The organism is Rhodococcus olei (assembly GCF_039540555.1).
Classification (GTDB): domain Bacteria; phylum Actinomycetota; class Actinomycetes; order Mycobacteriales; family Mycobacteriaceae; genus Rhodococcus_G; species Rhodococcus_G olei.
On the sequence record NZ_BAABFB010000066.1, the window covers coordinates 270,431 to 291,248 of the forward strand.

Annotated in this window: 15 protein-coding genes and 1 pseudogene; 6 read left to right on the forward strand and 10 right to left on the reverse strand. The window is 70.5% G+C overall.

Annotated elements, in window-relative coordinates:
- Positions 1-24: 24 nt before the first annotated feature.
- From ABD951_RS22305 to ABD951_RS22315, 3 genes are all read right to left on the reverse strand, one after another.
- Complete coding sequence (locus ABD951_RS22305; protein ID WP_345350363.1) at positions 25-279, reverse strand: hypothetical protein; 255 nt, start codon at positions 277-279, stop codon at positions 25-27.
- A gap of 87 nt (positions 280-366) precedes the next feature.
- A complete protein-coding gene (locus tag ABD951_RS22310) occupies positions 367-933 on the reverse strand; it encodes a type 1 glutamine amidotransferase domain-containing protein (RefSeq protein ID WP_345350366.1) in 567 nt (188 codons plus the stop codon).
- Between the two features lie 132 nt (positions 934-1,065).
- On the reverse strand, positions 1,066-2,106 hold the full coding sequence (locus ABD951_RS22315; RefSeq protein ID WP_345350369.1) for an NAD(P)-dependent alcohol dehydrogenase: 1,041 nt from the start codon (positions 2,104-2,106) through the stop codon (positions 1,066-1,068).
- Between the two features lie 159 nt (positions 2,107-2,265).
- Here ABD951_RS22315 and ABD951_RS22320 point away from each other — a divergent pair, with 159 nt between their 5' ends.
- Positions 2,266-3,771, forward strand: coding sequence for an endoglycoceramidase I (locus tag ABD951_RS22320; protein ID WP_345350372.1), 1,506 nt, complete (start codon positions 2,266-2,268; stop codon positions 3,769-3,771).
- A 127-nt stretch (positions 3,772-3,898) separates the two neighbouring features.
- Here ABD951_RS22320 and metE read toward each other — a convergent pair whose 3' ends face one another.
- The 3 genes from metE to aceA all read right to left on the reverse strand — a co-directional run bounded on the left by metE (position 3,899) and on the right by aceA (position 8,664).
- On the reverse strand, positions 3,899-6,187 hold the full coding sequence (metE, locus tag ABD951_RS22325) for a 5-methyltetrahydropteroyltriglutamate--homocysteine S-methyltransferase (protein WP_345350375.1): 2,289 nt from the start codon (positions 6,185-6,187) through the stop codon (positions 3,899-3,901).
- 113 nt (positions 6,188-6,300) lie between these two features.
- On the reverse strand, positions 6,301-7,197 hold the full coding sequence (locus ABD951_RS22330) for a 3-hydroxybutyryl-CoA dehydrogenase (RefSeq protein ID WP_345350378.1): 897 nt from the start codon (positions 7,195-7,197) through the stop codon (positions 6,301-6,303).
- A 177-nt stretch (positions 7,198-7,374) separates the two neighbouring features.
- Complete coding sequence (aceA, locus tag ABD951_RS22335; protein ID WP_345350381.1) at positions 7,375-8,664, reverse strand: isocitrate lyase; 1,290 nt, start codon at positions 8,662-8,664, stop codon at positions 7,375-7,377.
- 452 nt (positions 8,665-9,116) lie between these two features.
- Here aceA and ABD951_RS22340 point away from each other — a divergent pair, with 452 nt between their 5' ends.
- The gene (locus tag ABD951_RS22340; protein ID WP_345350384.1) at positions 9,117-10,034 is read left to right on the forward strand and encodes an MBL fold metallo-hydrolase; all 918 of its coding nucleotides are present in this window, start codon (positions 9,117-9,119) and stop codon (positions 10,032-10,034) included.
- Here the strand turns inward: ABD951_RS22340 and ABD951_RS22345 are convergent.
- Positions 9,988-10,254, reverse strand: a pseudogene (locus ABD951_RS22345) (hypothetical protein); the annotation flags it as partial. The gene ABD951_RS22340 and the pseudogene ABD951_RS22345 overlap by 47 nt on opposite strands.
- A gap of 117 nt (positions 10,255-10,371) precedes the next feature.
- Between ABD951_RS22345 and ABD951_RS22350 the strand changes: the two are divergent.
- Both ABD951_RS22350 and ramB read left to right on the forward strand, forming a co-directional pair.
- The gene (locus tag ABD951_RS22350; RefSeq protein WP_345350387.1) at positions 10,372-10,740 is read left to right on the forward strand and encodes a hypothetical protein; all 369 of its coding nucleotides are present in this window, start codon (positions 10,372-10,374) and stop codon (positions 10,738-10,740) included.
- A 439-nt stretch (positions 10,741-11,179) separates the two neighbouring features.
- Complete coding sequence (gene ramB, locus ABD951_RS22355) at positions 11,180-12,598, forward strand: acetate metabolism transcriptional regulator RamB (protein WP_345350390.1); 1,419 nt, start codon at positions 11,180-11,182, stop codon at positions 12,596-12,598.
- Positions 12,599-12,602: 4 nt separating this feature from the next.
- On the opposite strand, the gene ABD951_RS22360 is transcribed toward ramB, so the two are convergent.
- Positions 12,603-13,841: a lipase family protein gene (locus ABD951_RS22360; RefSeq protein ID WP_345350393.1), complete on the reverse strand. Its 1,239-nt coding sequence runs from the start codon at positions 13,839-13,841 to the stop codon at positions 12,603-12,605.
- A 157-nt stretch (positions 13,842-13,998) separates the two neighbouring features.
- Between ABD951_RS22360 and ABD951_RS22365 the strand changes: the two genes are divergently transcribed.
- Positions 13,999-14,865 (forward strand): SDR family NAD(P)-dependent oxidoreductase, encoded by an 867-nt coding sequence (locus ABD951_RS22365; RefSeq protein WP_345350396.1) that lies wholly within the window; start codon positions 13,999-14,001, stop codon positions 14,863-14,865.
- Entirely contained in the window at positions 14,865-15,401 is a 537-nt protein-coding gene (locus tag ABD951_RS22370; protein ID WP_345350399.1) for a carboxymuconolactone decarboxylase family protein, read from the forward strand. The genes ABD951_RS22365 and ABD951_RS22370 overlap by 1 nt, the downstream gene beginning before the upstream one ends.
- 73 nt (positions 15,402-15,474) lie before the next feature.
- Here the strand turns inward: ABD951_RS22370 and atzF are convergent, their stop codons facing one another.
- Together atzF and uca are read right to left on the reverse strand one after the other, a co-directional pair.
- Positions 15,475-17,202: an allophanate hydrolase gene (gene atzF, locus ABD951_RS22375; RefSeq protein WP_345350402.1), complete on the reverse strand. Its 1,728-nt coding sequence runs from the start codon at positions 17,200-17,202 to the stop codon at positions 15,475-15,477.
- Between the two features lie 2 nt (positions 17,203-17,204).
- Positions 17,205-20,810 (reverse strand): urea carboxylase, encoded by a 3,606-nt coding sequence (uca, locus tag ABD951_RS22380; protein WP_345350405.1) that lies wholly within the window; start codon positions 20,808-20,810, stop codon positions 17,205-17,207.
- Positions 20,811-20,818 lie beyond the last annotated feature (8 nt).

The following is a 20,818-nucleotide window of genomic DNA, read 5'->3' on the forward strand; positions in this document are numbered from 1 at the left end:
ACCGGGTCGGATCGTCGACGGTCCTCACTCCCGGACCGGCCAGGCGGTGCCGCCGGGCAGCGGGAACCGCGGTGTGTGGCGACGCTGCTTGTGGTCGTGGTGCACCGTCTCGGTGACGATGCCGAGTCCCAACGCGATCGAGACGAGGCAGACGATCCCGGCGACCAGCGCCCATCCGCCGTAGCCGGAAGCCAGCGCGACGACGGCCATCGCGAACGTGATGACGGCGATGAGTCCCAGCGAGTAGCCGAACCATTCGGCGAAGAGATGCATCTTCATCGTTCACTCCTCCTCGGCACGAGGATCAGGTGGTGCGTTCGACGCTACGCCCGGCGAAGCGAACGCGACAAGGGCCGGGCCGGCGGATCAAAACTGTCCGATCGCCTCGGGATGCTGGGTGAACTTGCCGACCAGCGCGTTGCAGAACGCCGGCAGGTCCAGGGGGCCGCGACTGGTCACCAGGTTCCGGTCGACGACCACCTTCTCGTTCACGTGGATGCCGCCGGCGTTGATGATGTCGGTGCGCAGGCTCGGCCAGCTCGTCAGGGTGCGCCCGACCAGCGAGGCCGCCTCGACCAGAATCCACGGCCCGTGCCCGATCGCCGCGACCGGCTTGCCGACGTGCATGAAGTGCCGGACGAACGCGACCGCGTGGTCGTCCGTGCGCAGCCGGTCCGGCCCCAACGTGCCCCCGGGAAGGATCAGCGCGTCGTAGTCGTCGACGTCGGCACGCCCGACCAGGAGATCGACCGGGAACCGGTCACCGACCACGATGTCGGCGCGATACGCCTGGACCTCGCCGAGGGCGATCGACAGCAGCTCGGTGGTCCCACCGGCCGCCTCGACGGCCCGCCGCGACTCGACGAGTTCGTCTTGTTCGACGCCGTCGGCGGCAAGCACTGCCACCCGGTGTCCCTCGAGTTGCCTGCTCATCGCCCCGAACCCCTTCACCAGATGTGACCCCCGTCACTTCCGAGTATGGACCCGGGCGGCCGGGCGGGTCACGCCGCCCGTGCACGCTCCCCACCCGAGCCGGGGTGAGGAGCGCCCGCGGGCGGGGACGTGCTAGAACGTCGAGGCGTCGACGACGAAGCGGTAGCGCACGTCGCTGCGCAGGACCCGGTCGTAGGCCTCGTTGATCTTGTCGGCGGGGATCACGTCGATCTCGGCGGAGATGCCGTGTTCGGCGCAGAAGTCGAGCATCTCCTGGGTTTCGCGGATGCCGCCGACGTTGGAACCGGCGAGGCTGCGACGGTTTCCGGCCAGCGAGAAGCCGCGCACCGTCATCGGCTTCTCCGGCAGCCCGAGCAGGACGAGGGTGCCGTCGAGCGCGAGCATGCTCAGGTAGGCGTCGATGTCGAGGTTCACCGAGACGGTGTTGAGGATCAGGTCGAAGCTGCCGCGCAGTTCCTTGAACACGGCGGGGTCGGAGGTCGCGCGGTAGTGGTCGGCTCCGAACCGCAGTCCGTCCTCCTGCTTGGACAGGGACTGGCTGAGCACCGTGACCTCCGCGCCCAGCGCGTGCGCGATCTTGACGCCGACGTGACCGAGCCCGCCCATGCCGACGATCGCGACCCGCTTGCCGGGGCCGGCGTTCCAGTGCCGCAGCGGCGAGTACAGCGTGATCCCGGCGCACAGCAGCGGAGCGGCGGCGTCGAGCGCGAGGGCGTCGGGGATGGAGACGACGAACCGCTCGGTGACGACGATGTGCGTCGAGTACCCGCCCTGCGTGACCCGGCCGTCGCGGTCGACCGAGTTGTAGGTGCCGGTGACGCGGTTGGCGCAGTACTGCTCCTCGCCCGCGACGCACGGCGCACAGGTGCCGCAGGAGTCGACGAAGCAGCCGACGCCGACGCGGTCGCCGACCCGGTGCCGGGTGACCTCCGACCCGACCTCCGCCACGATGCCGGCGATCTCGTGCCCGGGGACGACGGGGTAGCGGGTGCCGCCCCACTCGTTGCGTACGGTGTGGATGTCGGAGTGGCAGATGCCCGCGAACCTGATCTCGATCAGGATGTCGAGCGGCCCGAGGTCGCGACGTTCGATCGCGGTCTTCTCGAGGGGCTTGTCGGGGGCGGTCGCGGCGTACGCGGAAACAGTGAGCATGCCTACATGTCTATCCCGCGTCATCGGAGCCGGTGCAACGGCGTCGGTCGTTCGGACGGTTTTCCCGGGCCGGGTCGGCCCATTCCGCCGAATCGGCACCGGCGCCGTCCGACATCGGGTAGATCTGGACATTCGTCCAGATCAGGGTTGAGGAGTCTGATGCGCAATCTGTCGTACGCGGCCGCGATCGCCGCGACCGTCGGAGCGCTGGTCGCCGCGACACCCGCGACCGCGCTCGCCGACGAGCCTGCCCCGCCGAGCACCACCCGGACCCACGTCGAGGGCCGCTCCATCGTCGACGAGGACGGCCGGGTCCTGCTGCTGCACGGGATCAACAACGTCGACAAGAAGGCGCCGTACGTCGTCGCCGGCGACGGGACCACCCTCACCGCGCAGGATGCCGACCTGTTGGTCCGGCACGGGCTCAACACGGTCCGGCTCGGCGTCTCGTTCGACGGGCTGATGCCCGGGCGCGGGGTGATCGACACCGACTACCTGGACCGGCTCGCGGACGTGGTCGACACCCTGGGCAGCCGCGGCATCCGGGTCCTGCTCGACAACCACCAGGACGGAATCGGAAAGCCGTGGGGCGGCAACGGTTTCCCGGACTGGGCGATCGCCGCGCGGCCGCAGTCCTGGGAACCGAATCCCGGATTCCCGCTCAACTACCTGATGCCCAGCATGAACGTCGCGTGGGATGCCGTCTGGAACAACGAGAACGGCGTCCTCGACCACCTCGGCACCGCGCTCGCGGCGCTCGCCGAGCGCGTCGACGGGCTGCCGGGCGTGCTCGGCATCGAGCTGATGAACGAGCCGTGGCCCGGTTCGCCGTTCCTCACCTGCTTCCCGAACGGCTGCCCCGACTTCGACCGGAAGTACCAGGGCGCGATGCAGAGGCTCACCGACCACATCCGTGCCGTCGACCCGGACGTGCCGGTGTTCTGGGAACCGAACGTGACGTGGAACGAGACGATGCCCAGCAACCTCGGCAACCCGCCACACACGCCGGCGATCACCGACCCGAACATCGCGCTGTCCGTGCACGACTACTGCATTCCGAGCCAGATGAGCATCTACGCCGGCCTGCCCGCGGGGTTGAAGGCGGCGTGCCCGGTCCAGCACGACAAGACCTGGTTCAACATCGACACGCTCGGGTCCCGCACGAACCGGCCGGTGATGGTGACCGAGTTCGGCGACATCGACGCGGACACGCTCGCGGCCACCGCCTCCCGGGCGGACGACCGATTCGTCGGCTGGCACTACTGGCCGCCGGGCAACTTCGTCGACGCCGCATCCGGACGGGACCCGTTCCGGGGCGAAATCGGAAAACAGTTGGTGCGCACCTATCCGCAGGCCACCGCCGGCTCGCCGGGCACGTTGCGGTTCAACAGCGACAACGGCGACTTCCGGTACACGTACACGGCCCGGCCGTCGACGAAGCCGACCGAGATCTACGTCTCCGACCTGCACTACCCCGACGGATACGTCGCCACCGCGGAGGGGGGCCGGATCACCTCCCCGGCGGGTGCGCGTGTCGTCACCGTGCAGGCGGATCCGGGCAGCAGTGTCACCGTGTCGATCCACGGAACCGGTTCCGACGGAACGAATCTGCCCGGCGACACGGGCAGCGCCGACGGGTCGTCGACCGGCAGCGCCGGATCCTGACGGACTCACGCACGAAAAAGGGCGAGGCCCCGGACCGCAGACGTCCGGGGCCTCACCGTTCTCCTGGCGGACCTCCCGCGGCCGCGACCACTCACGGGTCGCGGGAGTCCCGCACGACTTTCCGGCGTCAGCCGTCCGCCGCCGCGGCACGCCGCCGCAGCCGGCGGGCCGCGGCGACCAGGTTCCGCAGCGACGGCTCGAGCTGCCAGTAGTGCCGCGTCTTCAGGCCGCCGTCCGGGTTCGCCCACAACCGGTCCAGGTCCACGGATTCGGCGGCCTCGGTGAGCAACTCGTCGAGTTCGTCGATGTCCGGGATCCGCGCCGACCGGGACTCGTACACGCCGGGACCGACGCCGTGGGTGAGCTTGCGCTCCTTGAGCGCGTCGAGCACCCACGAGATCGACCGGGTCGCGACGATCGCGGTGACGTCGCAGTCCATCCGCTCGATCGCGTCGACCACCTCCGCCCGGCTGGTGTACGCCAGGTGGGTGTGGATCTGCGTCTCCGGCTTCGCCCCTCCGGTCGCGAGCCGGAACGCGTCGACCGCCCAGCCGAGGTACTCGGTACGGCCACCGGCCCGCAGCGGCAGCAGTTCCCGGATCGCCGGCTCGTCGACCTGGATGATCGCGATGCCCGCCGCCTCGAGGTCGGCGATCTCGTCCCGGACCGCCAGGGCGACCTGGTCGGCCGTCTCGTGCAGCGGCTGGTCCTGCCGGACGAACGAGCGCGCCAGCATCGTCACCGGTCCGGTGAGCATGCCCTTGACGGGGCGATCGGTCAGCGACTGCGCGTAGCCGATCCACTCGACGGTCATCGGACCGCGCCGGCGCACGTCGCCGTACAGGATCGGCGGCCGCACGCACCGCGACCCGTACGCCTGCACCCAGCCGTTGTGCGTGAACGCGAATCCGTCCATCAGCTCGGCGAAGTACTGGATCATGTCGTTGCGCTCGTGCTCACCGTGCACGAGGACGTCGAGCCCGATGTCCTCCTGCAACCGGATGGTGCGCTCGATCTCTTCCTGGATGCGCTTGACGTAGTCCGGGTATTCGATCCGGCCCTGACCGAGCTCGTAACGCACCTGGCGGATCGCGTCGGTCTGCGGGAACGAACCCAGCGTGGTCGCCGGCACGATCGGCAGGTCCAGCCGGGCCTGCTGCGCGGCGCGCCGCTCCTCGTACGGGGCCCGGACACGGTGTCCGGGCTTGATCGCGTTGACGCGGGACCGGACTTCGTGCTTCTGCTTGAAGTGCACCGACGTCGGCTTCCTGCGCCACCGCTCCGACGGCCCCTCGGTCAGCGCCTTGGCCAGCGACACGACCTCGCCGACCTTCTGCTTGGCGAACGCCAACCGGTCCGCGACGTCCCCGTCGAGGTCCCACTCGGCGAGCACGTCGTACGGGACGTGCATCAGCGAACACGACGTCGACACGACGAGATCGGGGATCACGTCCTTGAGCTGCGACAGGTAGGTCAGGGTGACGAAATTGTCCGCACGCCAGACGTTCCGGCCGTTGACGACACCCGCGTACAGCCGCTTGCGGCGCAGGCCCGGGATCTTCGCCAGCTCGTCCGCGGACATCCGGCCGTACACCAGGTCCAGGCCGATCGCCTCGATCTTGGTGCCGGCGAGGATCGGCAACGCATCGCCGAGGTTGCCGTACGGGCCGGTGACCAGGATCCGCGGGCGCAGCGGCGCGTGCGACAGCGTCGCGTATGCCCGCTCCAGCGCCGCGAGCTCGGCGGGCGTCCGGTCCTGGGTGAACATCGGCTCGTCGAGCTGGATGCACGTCGCGCCGGCCTTCGCGAGGAGCTCGAACAGCGCCTCGTACTGAGGCAGCAGGGAGTCGAGCAGGTCGAGGGTCGAGAAGCCTTCGGCCGCACCGGGTCCGACCTTGGACAGCAGCAGCAGCGACACCGGCCCGAGCACCACCGGCCGCAGTTCGATGCCCCGCTCCTTGGCCCGCTCGAACTCGTCCATCAGTGCATCGGCGTGCAGCGAGAAGGGGGTCGTCTCGTCGAGTTCCGGCTGCCGGTAGTAGTAGTTGCTGTCGATGTAGCGCACCAGCTCCAGCGGCGGGAAGTCCGGCCGGCCGCGCGCCATCGTGAAGTAGAAGTCGAGCTCGTCGAGCTCACCCTGCAGCGACGCGAACCGCGACGGCACCGCACCGAACAGCAGCGCGTTGTCGAGGACGTGGTCGTAGTAGGAGAAGGTGTTGCCGGGGACCTGCGTCAGGCCGGTCGCCGCGAGCTCGCTCCAGGTCTGCTCCTGGATCTCGCGCCCGACCGCGACCAGCTCGGCGCGGGAGGACTTTCCGTGCCAGTACGCCTCGAGGGCCCGCTTGAGTTCACGTCGGGGGCCGATGCGGGGGTAGCCCAGGACGCTGGAACCGTAAGTAGCTGCGCTGCTTGACATTGTCGTCGTCGACCCTTCCCTGGTGCGCTTCGCGCCCGTGAGTGAAGGTCGCCCGCGTCGGGGGCAGTTCACTCACGGGCGCCGAAGGTGCTGACTGCTGGCTTGCGATGTGCCTAGCTGGCCTTCTTGGCGACGCGCCCGTTCTCGCCGTACTCGTAGAAGCCGCGGCCGACCTTCTTGCCGACCAGGCCCGCCTCGACCATGCGCAGCAGCAGCGGCGGGGCCGAGTACAGAGGCTCCTTGAACTCCTCGTACATCGAGTCGGCGATCGACTTGACCGTGTCGAGACCGACGAGGTCGGTCAGCGCCAGCGGACCCATCGGGTGCGCGAGGCCGAGCACGGTCGCCTTGTCGATGTCCTCCTTGGTGGCGAACCCGGACTCGACCATGCGGATCGCCGAGAGCAGGTACGGCACCAGCAGGGCGTTGACGACGAACCCGGAGCGGTCGGCGGAGCGCACGACCTGCTTCCCGAGGACGTCGCTGGCGAACTCCTCGGCCCGCTGGGAGACGGCGCCGCTGGTCTTGAGGGTCGTGACCAGCTCGACGAGCGGAAGCACGGGGACGGGGTTGAAGAAGTGCATGCCGATGACGCGCTCGGGCTTCTGTGTCGCGATGCCGAGCTTCATGATCGGGATGGAGGAGGTGTTGGACGCGAGCACCGCGTTCGGATCGGTGACGATCTGGTCGAGTTCGGTGAAGATCGCGCTCTTGATCTTCTCGTCCTCGACGACGGCCTCCACGACGAGCTGCCGGTCCGCGAAGTCGCCGAGGTCGGACGTGAAGCGCAGCCGCCAGGCGGCCTGCTCACGTTCCCGCTCGGTGATCTTGCCGCTGCTCACACCGCGGTCGAGCGAGCGCAGGATGCGCGCGCGTCCGGCGGCCGCGAGCTCGCGGGTCTGCTCGTACACCAGGACGTCGACATGTGCGCGGGCGCACACCTCGGCGATTCCGGCGCCCATCTGTCCGGCGCCGATCACGCCGACGCGCTGAATCTTTTCGCTGGTCACGTCAGCTCCTCATCGTGTGGTGGATCGTCATCGTCATGCAGGAAGACTGTGGATGGTGCGGGAGGTCCAGCCCCGCCGCGAGACCCGGGCTGTGGGCCCCGCGGCGGGGTGAACGGTGAGTCGGTCAACCGTGTGCGGGAGCGTCGGGGAAACGCCGCCGCGGATGACACGCAGTTCCTAGTGGAACTGGCCCTCCTCGGTGGAGCCCTTCAGGGCGGCCGTGGAGGTGTTCGGGTCGACCGTGGTGGCGATCGAGTCGAAGTAGCCGGCGCCGACCTCGCGCTGGTGCTTGATGGCGGTGAAGCCACGCTCCTCGGCGGCCTTGAACTCGCGCTCCTGCAGGTCGACGAAGGCGGTCATGCCCTCGCGGGCGTAGCCGTGGGCCAGGTCGAACATGCCGTAGTTGAGCGAGTGGAAGCCGGCGAGGGTGATGAACTGGAACTTGAAGCCCATCGCGCCAAGCTCCTTCTGGAACTTCGCGATGGTCGCGTCGTCCAGGTGCGCCTTCCAGTTGAAGGACGGGGAGCAGTTGTAGGCCAGCAGCTGGTCCGGGAACTCGCCGCGGACGGCCTCGGCGAACTTCTTCGCGACCTCGAGGTCCGGCACGCCGGTCTCCATCCAGATCAGGTCGGAGTACGGGGCGTAGGCCTTGGCGCGGGCGATGCAGGGCTCGATGCCGTTCTTCACGCCGTAGAAGCCCTCGGCGGTGCGGGTGCCGTCCAGGAACTCACGGTCGCGCTCGTCGACGTCGGAGGTCAGCAGGGTGGCGGCCTCGGCGTCGGTGCGGGCGATGACGACGGTCGGGACGTCGGCGACGTCGGCCGCGAGGCGGGCCGAGGTCAGGGTGCGGATGTGCTGCTGGGTCGGGATGAGCACCTTGCCACCGAGGTGGCCGCACTTCTTCTCCGACGCGAGCTGGTCCTCCCAGTGCGAGCCGGCGACACCGGCCGCGATCATGGCCTTCTGCAGCTCGTAGACGTTGAGCGCGCCACCGAAGCCGGCCTCACCGTCCGCGACGATCGGGGCGAGCCAGTTGTCGACCGAGGTGTCGCCCTCGACCTTGGCGATCTCGTCGGCACGCAGCAGCGCGTTGTTGATCCGGCGGACGACCTGCGGCACCGAGTTGGCCGGGTAGAGGCTCTGGTCCGGGTAGGTGTGGCCGGAGAGGTTCGCGTCACCGGCGACCTGCCAACCGGAGAGGTAGATGGCCTTGAGGCCGGCGCGCACCTGCTGCACGGCCTGGTTGCCGGTGAGGGCGCCGAGGGAGTTGATGTAGTCCTCGTTGTTCACGAGGTCCCACAGGATCTCCGAACCGCGGCGGGCGAGGGTGGCTTCCTCTACGACGGTGCCCTGCAGCTTGACGACCTGCTCGGCGGTGTAGTTGCGGGTGATGCCCTTCCAGCGCGGGTTGGTGTCCCAATCCTTCTGGATCTCAGCTGCGGTCTTCGGGGTGCCGGTGGTCGACATCAAGACTCCACTCTCTCTGATCTGCGGGCCATTCAGGATGCTCAGGTCCAGTACGTCCGTACGGCTTCACATGCTTGCCAGGCCCCTCTGGTGTACGTATCGAGAGTGACATACGGAAAAACCGCCGTCTACCTGTTGCAAATGCCAACCTTGGCTAGCTTTTCACTCGACGTTGCTAACTTTGCAAATTTCTCACCATGGATTGACACAGGTTCCGCGCCGCTCGAAGTTACCGCCAAGTAGTAAATCGCCTGGCAGGGACGCCGTGCCCCGGAGGGCTCCGCACGACCGGCATCCGCCCGACCCCGACCCCGCGGGCGCGGGTGATCACACCGTCCGGGCCTCAGATGTGAGGGCAATCACCGCCGGCACCCTTCGCAACCGGGTGACCCGGCGCGTTTCCCGGGCCGCAACCGGCTCCGTCGGCGGCGTGCCGCGGCTACCGTCCGGGTATGCGACCACGTCTCGGGCGACCCGACATCTCCGCGTACCGGGAGCGGTTCGACGTCCCGCCGGCCGGCGACGGCCCGGCCGTCACGTTCCTCGGGGTCTCCAGCCTGCTGATCGACGACGGGACGTCGGCGATCCTGACCGACGGGTACTTCAGCCGGCCCGGGATGCTGCGGGTCGGGCTGGGCCGGATCGCTCCCGACCCGGCACGGATCACCGACGTCCTCACCCGGACGGGGATCACCTCCCTGGACGCGGTGATCCCGGTACACACCCATTTCGACCACACACTGGACTCCGCGGACGTCGCCGCGCGGACCGGCGCGCCGCTGGTCGGCGGCACGTCGGCCGCGCAGATCGGCCGCGGACACGGCCTGCCGGACGACCGGATCGTCACCGTGACCCCCGCCGAGCCGCTGACACTGGGCGGGTTCGAGGTCACGTTCGTGCCGTCCCACCACTGCCCGCCCGACCGGTTCCCCGGAGTGATCACCGCCCCGGTGCGGACCCCGGCCCGCGCGTCCGCGTTCCGGTGCGGTGATGCGTGGTCGATCCTGGTGCGCCACAACACGTCCGGCCGGTCTGTGCTGATCCAGGGCAGCGCCGGACACGTCGCGGGCGCCCTCGCCGGCCAGGAGGCGGAGGTGGCGTACCTCGGGGTCGGACAACTCGGGCTGCAGTCGGAGGGCTACATCGAGACGTACTGGGACGAGACCGTCCGGGCCGTCGGCGCCCGCCGCGCGGTGTTGATCCACTGGGACGACTTCTTCCGCCCCCTCACCGAACCGCTCCGGGCCCTCCCCTACGCCGGCGACGACCTCGACCGCACGATGCGCGTGCTCACCCGGCTCGCCGACCGGAACGGCGTTCGGCTCAGCTTCCCGACGGTCTTCGTCCGCGGGAACCCCTGGGCGACCTGATTTCCCGCCCTGTCGAACTGTCACGCCAGGGCGACCGACCTTCGAGGAGCGACCCCTGCTCGCCGAGCCGGCCCGAACGCGGTCGCCGGCATCGCCACCGAGCCGATTTCGGGTGGGTCGCGTCGAGTGCCGAACGCAACGCGTGAGCCGGGGCGGTGGCGTCGTCGACGGCCCGGAGGTGAGTGCAGAACAGCCGCGGTTGCTCGGTGGGTCCACAATTGTGGAGTTCGGATGGGCGCTGATCGAAGCCTGATCGTCATCGAGCGAACCGGGAATCACCGGCGGTGACCGGTGCAGACTGGAGTCCGATCGAGTCCTCGGACGAGGGAGCACCCGGATGCCGAGTTGGGGTGTCATCACCTTTGGGGCGGCCCAGTCCGCGTTGCTCGCCGTCCTCGTTACCGCGCTGCTCGGCCGCGAACGGAGCATCGGAATCCTCGCCACCGTCGCGGTCGGCGCCTTCGCCGGCCCCGTGGCGTGGAATGCGATCCTGAGGGCGACCGCCGCCCATCAGTTCTTCCACGACGCCCCCCTCACGGTGTTCCCGGTCAGCTGGCAGGACACCGGCTCCGGCGTGTTCACCGTCGCCGCCCTCGCCCTGCTGCTGGGCTTCGGCCCCATGCGATCCCGGCCCGCCCGGTCGGCAGCACTACTGGCCCTGCTCGGCGGCTTGTCTGCACTGGTCGTCGACGTCTACCTGTACTGACACCGAATGCGCCGACGGGAACCGATCACCGACGTAGCGCTGCAGAATTGCCCCCTCGTACCTGAGCAGGAACCCGCAAGGGTCGACACACCTCGCGCGACGGTCGCGAGACCACCCGCCCGCCGCTGCACAGGCGCCACCGCACGAGCGAGAAACGAAGAACGAGGAACCCCTGGTTCGCGGAACCGAACACTTGCAGTATTCGCACATGCGGCGGCGGATGGTCAGGTGGAACACCTGACCGGATTCGACATGCCTTCCGGCGGTGTCTCTCGAACTGTCGGGGCGGGCCGCAACGTCGAAACCTGGCGTCATCGGCGCCGCCGAAGGCAGGTCCCACCACCCGCTCTTGCTTGGCCGGACGGACCCCTGCGGAGCCGGGAGCTAATTGTGCTAACACACGGTTGCGAAGATTTCCGGGCGGTTCTAACCTCGGGTGATGGCCAAGACCTTCGTGGGCGCACGCCTCCGCCAGCTTCGCACCGAACGCGGCATGAGTCAGGCCGCCCTGGCCCAGACCCTCGAGATCTCGGCGAGCTACCTCAACCAGATCGAACACGACGTGCGCCCGCTGACGGTGCCGGTGCTGCTGCGGATCACCGAGGTGTTCGGTGTCGACACCACGTTCTTCTCCTCCCAGGACGACACCCGCCTGATCGCCGAGCTCCGCGAGGTCGCGCTCGACCAGGAGATGGGCATCGACGCGGACCCGCAGGAGCTGGCCGAGATGGTGTCGGCGCACCCGTCGCTGGCGCGGGCGGTGGTGAACATGCACCGCCGGTACCGCAACACCACGGCGCAGCTGGCCGCCGCCACCGAGGACCGCTACAGCGACGGCAGCGGCTCCGGGTCGATCACGATGCCGCACGAAGAGGTGCGGGACTACTTCTACCAGCGGCAGAACTACCTCCACGAACTCGACACCGCCGCAGAGGATCTCACCGCGCGGATGCGGTTCCACCGCGGCGACGTGGCCGGCGAGATCGCCAGGCGGCTGCAGTCGCTCCACGACGTGCAGATCGTGCAGCGCATCGACCTCGGCGAGGGCGTCCTGCACCGCTACGACCCCGACGCCCGGGTGCTGGAGATCTCCCCGCACCTGTCCGGTGGACAGAAGGTGTTCAAGTTCGCCGCCGAACTGGCCTACCTCGAGTTCGGCGACCTGATCGACAAGCTCGTCGCCGAGGGCAACTTCACCTCCGACGAGTCCCGATCGCTCGCCCGCCTCGGCCTCGCCAACTACTTCGCGGCCGCGACGGTGCTGCCGTACGGCCAGTTCCACGAGATCGCCGAGGACTTCCGCTACGACATCGAGCGTCTCTCGGCGTTCTTCTCGCAGTCGTACGAGACGATCTGCCACCGGCTCTCGACGCTGCAGCGCCCGAAGCTGCGCGGGGTCCCGTGGTCGTTCGTCCGGGTCGACCGGGCCGGGAACATGTCGAAACGCCAGTCCGCCACCGGGTTCCACTTCTCGTCGAGCGGTGGCACCTGCCCGCTGTGGAACGTCTACGAGACGTTCGCGTACCCCGGCAAGATCATCACCCAGATCGCACAGATGCCCGACGGGCGCAACTATCTGTGGGTCGCGCGCACCGTCGAACGTCGCGCGTCACGCTACGGGCAGCCGGGCAAGACGTTCGCGATCGGTCTGGGCTGCGAGCTGCGGCACGCACACCGCACCGTGTACGCGGACGGGCTGAACCTCGAATCCGACGCCGCCGCAACCCCGATCGGCGCGGGCTGCCGGGTGTGCGAACGGATCAACTGCCCGCAGCGCGCGTTCCCGCCGCTCGGCAAGCAACTCGACATCAACGAGCACCGCAGTTCCGTGTCGCCGTACCTGATCGCCGAGAGCTGATTGCTCACCGGACGTTCGCGCAGCCCGGTTCGACCGGCGTCCCGGCGAGCCGCGCGTCGATCCAGTGGTACGCCGGCGGTATCCCGGAGAGCGCGACGATCTGGTGCTCGCCCGGCAGCTCCACGAGGCGGACGTCGGCACCACGGGCGCACCAGTCGCTCTGCAGGTGTTCGGCGTTCGCGCGGGTGATCCAGAACTCATGGAGACCGTGGTAGAGCAGGATCGGCGCCGTCGGCGCCAGCCCACCGAGACGGGTGTCGGCGAGGACGGCCCGCGCGGCGGGCGTGTCCAGAACGTCGGGCACGTCGGAGAGCTGCTCGGCGCGGATCGGCAGCACCGCCCCGGGGATCGCGAAGCCGGGCAGGCACAGGTCCCGGGCGAGATACCCGAGCCGCCAGGCGTCGTCGTTGAACAACGGGTACAGCTCCGGGTACTCCCGGGCCAGCCCGAGCGTCGCCGCGAGTAGCACCCCCGATGCCAGGTTCTTGCCGTCGAGCGAGTCGAGCAGCAGCCGGTAATCGGCGGGTGTGCCGCCCATCGCGGCGCCGACGACGTTCAGTTCCGGTGCGTACGACGGGGCCAGCTGCGCCGCCCACCCGGTGGCGATCGCACCGCCGGAGTAGCCGGTCATCGCGATCGGCGCACCCGGAGTCAGCCCGAGCGCCGGGGTCCCGACCGCGGCGCGCAGCGCGTCGAGCACCGCGTGCCCGGCCATTCTGCCTGCCGCGTACGCCTGCCGCGGGCCCTCGTGGTCGGGCACCACCACGGCGTAGTTCCGGGCCAGGAAATACTGCACTGCAACGACTTCCAGCGACTGCCCGCGAGGCATCTGGTAGGACGGCGCACAGGTGTTGCCGAGCGAGTCGATCGCCATGTTGTAGTCGACGACCGGCCGCGGCCCGGGTCCGGTCCACGGCGCGGCAGGCACGATGACCGTCGCGACCACCGGCACCGGGCGGCCCTGGGTGTCGGTGGACCGCACCAGCACCTCGGTCGAGACGACGGGCGTGAGGAGCGGGCGCACGGTCAACGGCCGGGCGGCCAGCACGGTCCCCGGCGGCGTCGACTCGAACCCGGCGGGCGGGTCGTACCAGGGGTCGCCGAGCGGAGTCGCCGCCACGAGGTCCGGGTCGTGCGGCGGCGCGATCAGGACGGAGATCGGATCCGCCGACGCGCCGACGGACGTCCCCACGCACAGCAGCAGCGTCGAGACCGTCACCGCCACCCGGCGAGTGATGCCCATACCTGAAGAGTAGGAGCCTGTCGCCGCCGCCGGGGCGGGAACCACCGGAACCACGCATCGCGGCGGCGGCGCGAATGTACGCCGGATTCCCCAGGTCAGGTGCTAGTTTGCCTACCGGGCGGTAAGAACCACCCGACCACGACGCCGGAGGGACGCCATGACACGCGGTCTGGACGAGCAGCTGGCCGGACGCCGGGTCATCGTGACCGGCGCCGCCCGCAGCATCGGCGCCGCGCTGGCCCGGCGGCTGCATCGACGCGGCGCCCGCGTCGCGCTGCTCGGGCTCGAACCGGAACTGCTCGACCAGGTTGCCGTCGCCTGCGGGCACGCGCCCTGGCGGCACTGCGACGTCCGCGACGGCGACGCGGTCGAGGCGGCGGTCGCCGAACTGGTCGCCGAACTCGGCGGCCTCGACGTCGTGGTCGCCAACGCCGGTGTCGGCGCACAGTTGCCGATCCTCGGCGGCGACCCCGAGGTGATGCGGCAGACGGTCGCGGTCAACCTGATGGGGACCTATCACACGCTGCGTGCGGCGGGCGAGCACCTGGGGCACGCCGGCGGCTACGCGCTGATCGTGACCGCGGGCGCGGCCGCCGTGCACCTGCCGCTGCTCGGCGCGTACAACGCGGCGGCCGCCGCGGCCGAGGCTCTCGGCAACACGATGCGCGTCGAGATGCGACATCTCGGCACCCGCGTCGGGGTCGCGTACCTCGGCGAGATCGACACCGAGATGATCAGCATCGGGTTCGACAGCGCCGCCGCCGACAAGATCAAATGGTCGGGCATGTTCACCGCGATCTCCCCACTGGAGACCGCAGTGGCGGCGCTGGAGAAAGGAATCGCGTTGCGGCGCAGAAGGATCTACGCTCCGAGCTGGGTCGGCGGGCTGGTGCACCTGAGAGTGCCCGCGCAACGGGTGATCGACCTGCGGCCGCAGCCGAAGATGGCGGCGGCACTGGCGATCGCCCGCACCGAGCGCACCCGATTCACCACCCGCCTGCCGCAGCTCCCGGACCGCACCTGATGACCGCGCGGATCGCGCCGGGCCGGCTGCGTCAACTCGGCCCGGTCAACTGGGCGCTGTGGCGGGTGCTGTCGATCGCGTCGGGTACCCGCGACGCCCACCTGTTCAGCACCCTCGGTCGTGCCGGCGGAACATTCCGGGGCTGGCTGCATTTCGGCGCGGGCCTGATGCCGGGCGGCCGGATCTCCCGGCACGAGACCGAACTGGTGATCCTGCGCGTCGCGCACCTGCGTGGCTGCGACTACGAGACGGACCACCACATCCGGCTCGGCCGCCGCGCGGGCGTCACCGCGGAGATCCTCGCCCGGGTCCTGATCGGCCCCGACGCCGACGGGTGGGGTCCGCGCCACCGTGCTCTGCTCGCCGCCGTCGACGAGCTGATCACCACCAAGGATCTGAGCGACGGGACCTGGTCGGCGCTGGCCGCCCACCTCGGTGAACGGCGAATGATCGAGTTCGTCCTGCTGGTCGGCCAGTACGACATGCTCGCCACCACCATCGGCACCCTGCGCATCGAACGCGACACGTTCCGCTGAGTGTGCACCTGCCGTCGCACCGGCCCGAGTTCCGCGACGACAGGTGCACACCCGCGCGAGACCGGCGCTGACTCTACGACCGCAGGTACGCCACCCACCCGCCGTGGTCGGTGATGTCGGTGGCGCCGTCGACGGCGTCGTGGGTGCAGCCGAAGCCGACGACGCTCCGACCGTCCGACAACTCGACACTGGTGAGCGCCATCGGCGCGGGCAGCGCGGCGAGGAATCTGCCGAGCCCGGCGGGCGGGACGCGGAACACCTCCCCCACGACCGGCCCACCCAGGCCCGGGCCGCGTCGCACCAGGCCCGGTTTCGGCGGAACGGTGTCGAGCGCATACAGGCGGTAGGCGTCGGTGGTGGTGACGGTGCCGGTGAACCGCGCGCCGATCTCCTCGAGCTGGAAGTGCAGCGGCTGCCCCCGCAGGTGGGCGCCGAAGACGGCGAGCTCCGCGCCGTCGTCGACGAGCGCGGGTGCGTCGACACCCCGCAGCCGCGCGGCGAGGTCCACCGCGACCTGGTCCGCGAATGCCGGCACCACGAACATCACGCCGAACGGATCACCCTGCGCGGTAACCGATCCCGGTACCGCGACCGCGGCCATGTCGAGCAGGTTGCAGAAGTTCGTGTAGGTGCCCATCCGCCGGTTGATCCCGACCGGGTCGGCCGCCACGGCGTCGATGGTCGGGTGCTCGGTGGTGGTGGGCAGCAGCAGCGCGTCGCACCCCGCGAGCACCGCCGCCGCGCCGGCCTTCGCCCGCGTCAGCGCGTCCAGGTCCGCGACCAGCTCGTGGGCGGCGGGCGCCTTCGCACCCGCGACGATCGCCGCGACCGTCGGATCGGCCCCGGCGGGCGAGGTTTCGAGGAACTTCCCGACCGCCGCGTATCGCTCGGCCACGACCGCACCGTCGTAGAGCAGCCGCGCGGCGGCCAGCAGCCCGGACACGTCCACCGACCGGGTCACCACCCCGGTGGCCTCCAGCGCGGCGACCGTGTCGGAGAACGCGGCGAGGTACTCCGGGCACAGGTCGGCGAGGTCCTCGATGCGCGGCACCGCGACGACCGGCGCGGCCTGCGCGGCCATCCGCACGTCCGGCGGCCAGATCCGGCTGCGCGGGTCGCGGGGCTCCGGTCCGGTCATCACCCGCGCCGCCGCGACCGCGCCGTCGAGGTCGGCGGCGAAGACGGTGAGGCAGTCGTAGTCGACGCAGGCGGGTACCACCCCGTGGGTGGGGACGACGCCGAGCGAGAGTTTGAGCCCGACGATCCCGTGCAGGGCGGCGGGCACCCGGCCCGATCCGGCGGTGTCGGTGCCGATGCCGATGTCGGCGATGCCGAACGCGACCGCGACCGCGGATCCGGAGCTCGACCCGCCGGAGATCCGGGAGGGATCCCAGGCGCACCGCACCGCACCGTAGGGGCTGCGGGTGCCGACCAGTCCGGTCGCGAACTGGTCGAGGTTGGTCTTGCCGAGGATCAGCGCACCCTGTTCGACGAGCCGGGCCACCCCGCTCGCGGTTTCGGCTGCGGTGTAGCCGAATTCAGGACACGCCGCGGTGGTGGGCAGGCCCACGACGTCGACGTTGTCCTTGACCGCCACCAGCAGCCCGGCCAGCGGCAGGGTCTCCCCCGCAGCGACCCGGTCCTCGACAGCACGGGCGTCGGCGAGCACGTCGGCCTCGCTGCGCAACGTGATCCACACCTCCGGCCGGTCCACCTCGGCGATGCGCCGGAAGGCCCGCGCCACCCGGTCGGTGGGCGTGGCCGCCCCGTCCAGCACGGCGACGTTGCCGACTGCGTTCATGTTCACACTGCTCCAATCACCACGAGCGGAGTCCCGGGTTGCACGGTCGCACCCGGTTCGACGAGGACCTCGAGCACCCGTCCGGCACTCGAGAAGGAAACCGGCATCTCGAGTTTCATCGCCTCGAGCACCACCGCGTCCTGCCCGGCCTCGACCACGTGGCCGGGCTCGACCTCGACCCGCCAGACGGTTCCGACCATCGGCGCCTCGACCGCGACCGCGCCGGGCGGCAGCACCACCGGATCGGGCGCCGGCGGCGGGACGGGGGTGACCTCGACGCGGTCGAACTCGCCCGCCGCGTGCCAGGCCTGCTTCTCGGCGTCGAACGCACGCGACTGCCGGGCGTTGAACTCGGCGATCGACGTGGCGTTGTCCGCGAGGAAGCGGAGGTGGTCGGCGAGCGCGAAGGTGCCATGGGTGATCTCGGCGTCGAAGCGTCCGGCCCGGGCCTGGTCGCGGTACTCGGTCAACTGCTCCGGGGTGACCGGCTCCCAGACGATCCGGTCGAAGAACCGGAACAGCCACGGCCTGCCGTCCTCGAAGGGGCCCCGCTGCCGGTGACCGGACCAGATCGGGACGGTGCGGCCGATCAGCTGGTAGCCGCCGGGCGACTCCATTCCGTAGACGCACAGGTACTTTCCGCCGATCCCGACCGCGTCGGACGGCGTCCACGTGCGCGCCGGATTGTATTTCGTGGTGACGAGACGGTGCCGCGGATCCAGTGGAACCGCCAGTGGGGCACCGAGATACACGTCGCCGAGCCCGAGGACCAGGTACTCGGCGTCGAAGACCGCGTCGCGCACCTGGTCCACCGAGTCGAGCCCGTTGATCCGGCGAATGAACTCGACGTTCGAGGGCAGCCACGGCGCGGTGTCACGGACCCCGGTGCGGTACCGGTCGATCGCCTCGGCGATCGAGGGGTCGTCGAACGAGAGGGGAAGCCGGATCGTGCGGCTGGGCACGGTGAGGTCGGCGGTCGCAGGCAGCAGCTCCTCGACGTCCTGGAGGACGTCGAGGAGCATGGGGGCGGGCAGGGTGTCCGGGTCGAAGTGCAGGTGCAGCGACCGCACGCCGGGGGTGACGTCGATCAGGCCCGCCAGCCGGCGCGCGACGAGCGCCTCCGACAGTGCGTGCACCCGCATCCGCAGGCCGAGGTCGAGTTCCATCGCGCCGTACTCGACGAGGATGTTGTCGTCCCCGCCGCGCAGGTACGCCACCTCGGGCCGGCCGAGCACCGGGACGCGGCGGGCGAGCACGCCGCCGTCGGAACTCGTGGCGTGCGCCGCGGACGGCGGCAGCAGCGCCGCCCGAACCGAGTTCGCCTCCCGCAGCATTCCGGCGCCGGCGTCGGTGACGGGCACGAACCGGACCCCGTCGCCGGGTCGGATCTGGCCGAGCTTCCACCGGTGCGCGCTGGTGACGGTCAACGGGCAGGCGAATCCGCCGAGGCTGGGTCCGTCCGGGCCGAGCAGGATCGGGGTGTCCCCGGACACGTTCAGCGAACCGACGCTGTAGGGGTTGTCGTGCAGGTTCGACGGGTGCAGCCCTGCCTCCCCGCCGTCGGTGCGCGCCCAGGTCGGTTTCGGGCCGTCCAGCCGGATTCCGGTCCGGTTGGCGTGCGCGGCCGCCGTCCAGGTGGTGTCGTAGAACTGGGCCATGTCCGCGGAAGTGAAGTACGACGGGGACGGCTGCGGCCCCTCGGTGACCGCCAGGTGCCAGGTCCGCGCGAACACCGGCCGCTCGGCCGCCGGGACAGGCGCCGGTGCGGTGAGGTCGCCGCCGGCGATCGCGAACACGTCGCCGGTGGCCACGGCCCGACCGGTGAGCCCGCCGAATCCGCCGAGCGTGAACGTCGACGCGCTGCCGAGGTATCTCGGGGCGTCGATGCCGCCGCGGACCGCGAGGTAGGTGCGCAGGCCCTCGCCGGTGGGGGCGCCGATGTCGAGCACCCCGCCGGCCGGGACGGTGACCGGCTCCCACATCGGGACCGGCACGCCGTCCACGGTCACCGGTGCCGCGGCGCCGCCGACGCACACCAGCGTCGGCGCCGCGAACTCGAGTCGCGGTCCCTGCAGGGTGCATTCGAGGCCCACCGCGTCCGCGGGATTGCCGACCGCCGAGTTGACGAGGGTGAACGACAGGTCGTCCATCGGGCCGGACGGCGGGATCCCGACCTCCCAGTGTCCGAGCCGTCCGGGGTGGTCCTGCAGCGTCGTCATCGTCCCGGGCCGGAGCACGTCGATCCGCGCTTCGCGGGCCCGCAGCCCGGCCAGGGTGCCGGTGGTGTGTTCGACCGCGAGAACCTCGGGCAGGGACGAGATCTGACGCAGCTGGGCGAGATTCGTCGCGATGCCGTACACGGCGGTGTCGTCGAGGGCGCCGCCGAGGGCCGCGAACGCTCCGCTCCGGGTGGTGGCCGAGGTGACCACCTTCGCGATCATCGGGTCGTAGTGCTCACTGACGACGGTGCCGGTGTCCACCCAGGTCTCCACCCGGGTGTGGGCGGGGAACTCGACGCTGGTGAGCAGACCGGCGGACGGGCGGTGGTCGCGGCCGGGATCCTCCGCGTACACCCGGGCCTCCACCGCGTGCCCGCGGATCGCGGGGCCGGTGTCGGGCAGGTCGTCGAGCATCGAGGTGTCCCCGCCGGCGAGGCGCAGCATCCAGCCGACGAGGTCGACGCCGGTCACCTCCTCGGTGACGGGGTGCTCGACCTGGAGCCGGGTGTTCATCTCCAGGAACGACGCCTCGCCGCGGTCGACGTCGTACACGAACTCGACGGTGCCCGCGGACCGGTACCCGACCGAGGACGCGAGCGCCCGCGACGACGCGAGCAGTCGGTCGACCAGTTCGTCCGGCAACCCCGGGGCGGGCGCCTCCTCGACCACCTTCTGGTGTCGGCGTTGCAGCGAGCAGTCCCGGGTGCCCAGGCTGACGGTGCGGCCGGCGCCGTCACCGAACACCTGCACCTCGACGTGCCGGGCGCGGGCCACGAACCGCTCCAGGAACACACCCGACGACGAGAAGTTCGCGGCCGCCAGCCGCTGCACCCGGCCGTAGGCGTCGCGCAACGCGGCCTCGTCGACGCAGGCCTGCATGCCGATGCCGCCGCCGCCCCCGACGGCTTTGAGCATCACCGGGTAGCCGACCTCCGCGGCCGCGGCGACGGCGTCGTCGACGGTGTCGAGCAGCCCGCTGCCCGCGACCAGGGGGACGCCGACCGCGCGTGCCGCCTCCCGCGCCGCGTGCTTGCTGCCGAAGACCCGCAACTGCGCCGGCGTCGGGCCGACGAACGCGATCCCGGCGGCCTCGGTGGCAGCGGCGAACGTGTCGTTCTCGGACAGGAATCCGTAGCCGGGATGAATCGCGCCCGCCCCGGTCGCGAGTGCCGCCTCGATCACCGCGTCCGCACGCAGGTAGGACTGCGCCGCGGGCGCCGGACCGAGCCGCACCGCGAGGTCCGCCATCTCGACGTGCGCTGCCGCCGCGTCCGCGTCCGAGTACACCGCCACCGTCTTCAGACCCAGGATGTGTGCGGATCGCATGATGCGACAGGCGATCTCACCGCGGTTGGCGACGAGGAGGGTGTCGAACGAGAGTGGGGTCATGTCGCTGC